This window comes from Polaromonas sp. P1_E1_2 (assembly GCF_056406035.1).
Map to the genome: position 1 here is coordinate 1 of NZ_JBFUAZ010000875.1, position 1,268 is coordinate 1,268.

1 protein-coding gene is annotated in these 1,268 nt (G+C 64.8%); it reads left to right on the forward strand.

Annotation, left to right across the window (positions count from 1 at the left end; genetic code table 11):
* The coding region (locus AC1D1P_RS23705; protein WP_477674697.1) for a CarD family transcriptional regulator at positions 1-1,268 on the forward strand (1,268 nt) is incomplete at both ends.

Here is a 1,268-nt window from a genome sequence, read left to right on the forward strand (position 1 = left end):
ACCTCTTCCCCATGGGCAGCCCGGTGCCCTACCGCGTTGACCTGTTTGACGACGAGATCGACAGCATCCGCACCTTTGACCCCGACAGCCAGCGCAGCCTCTACCCCGTACCCGAGGTGCGCCTGCTGCCCGGCCGCGAGTTCCCGATGGACGACGAAGCGCGCGCCCGGTTCCGCAGCCGCTGGCGCGAATTGCTGGACGGCGACCCGACCAAAAGCCGCATCTACAAAGACATGGGCAACGGCGTAGCCACCGCCGGCATCGAGTACTACCTGCCGCTTTTCTTTGAAGAAACGGCCACGGTGTTCGACTACCTGGGCGAAAGTGCCACTGTGGTGTTGCACGGCGACCTGGAGCCGGCCTTCCAGCGCTTCTGGCAAGACACCAAAGACCGCTACCGCCTGGTGCGCGACGCGCCCGACCGCCCGGCACTGCCGCCGGAGTCACTGTTTCTGGGCACCGAGCAGTTTTACGCTCGCGCCAATGACTACGCGCAACTGGCCRTACGCGCCACGGTCGAAGACGTGGCCGACAACGCGCAGTTTCAAAAACTCGGCGAAATGGCCGTGGTGCGTGGCGCCGAAGACCCGCTGGCCAAATTCAAGGGCCACGTACGCAACACGGCCCACCGGGTGCTGGTGCTGGCCGAAAGCGACGGCCGGCGCGAAAGCCTGCTGGACTTCCTGCGCGCCAGCAGCGTCAGTCCGCCGGCGTTTGATTCGCTTGAAGACTTCCAGACCAGCGACGAAAAACTCGGCATCGCCACAGCGGCGCTGAACACCGGTTTCAGCTGGCTTGAAGAAGGCATTGACTTCATCACCGAGACCGAGCTGTTTGCCGCGGGCGCCACCGTGCGCCGCCGCAACAAAAAGCAGGAACAGGTCAGCGACGTTGAAGCGCTTATCAAGGACTTGTCGGAACTCAACGTGGGCGACCCGGTGGTGCACAGCGCCCACGGCATTGGCCGCTACCGCGGCCTCATCAACATGGACCTGGGCCAGGGCACCAATGCCGACGGCACGCCGCTGCTGCAGGAGTTTTTGCACCTCGAATATGCCGACAGCGCCACACTGTACGTGCCCGTCAGCCAGCTGCACCTGATCAGCCGCTATACCGGCGTCAGCGCCGAAGAAGCCCCGCTGCACAGGCTGGGCAGCGGCCAGTGGGAAAAAGCCAAACGCAAGGCCGCTGAGCAGATCCGCGACTCGGCCGCCGAGCTGCTCAACATCTACGCCCGCCGCGCCGCGCGCGAAGGCCATGCTTTCCGC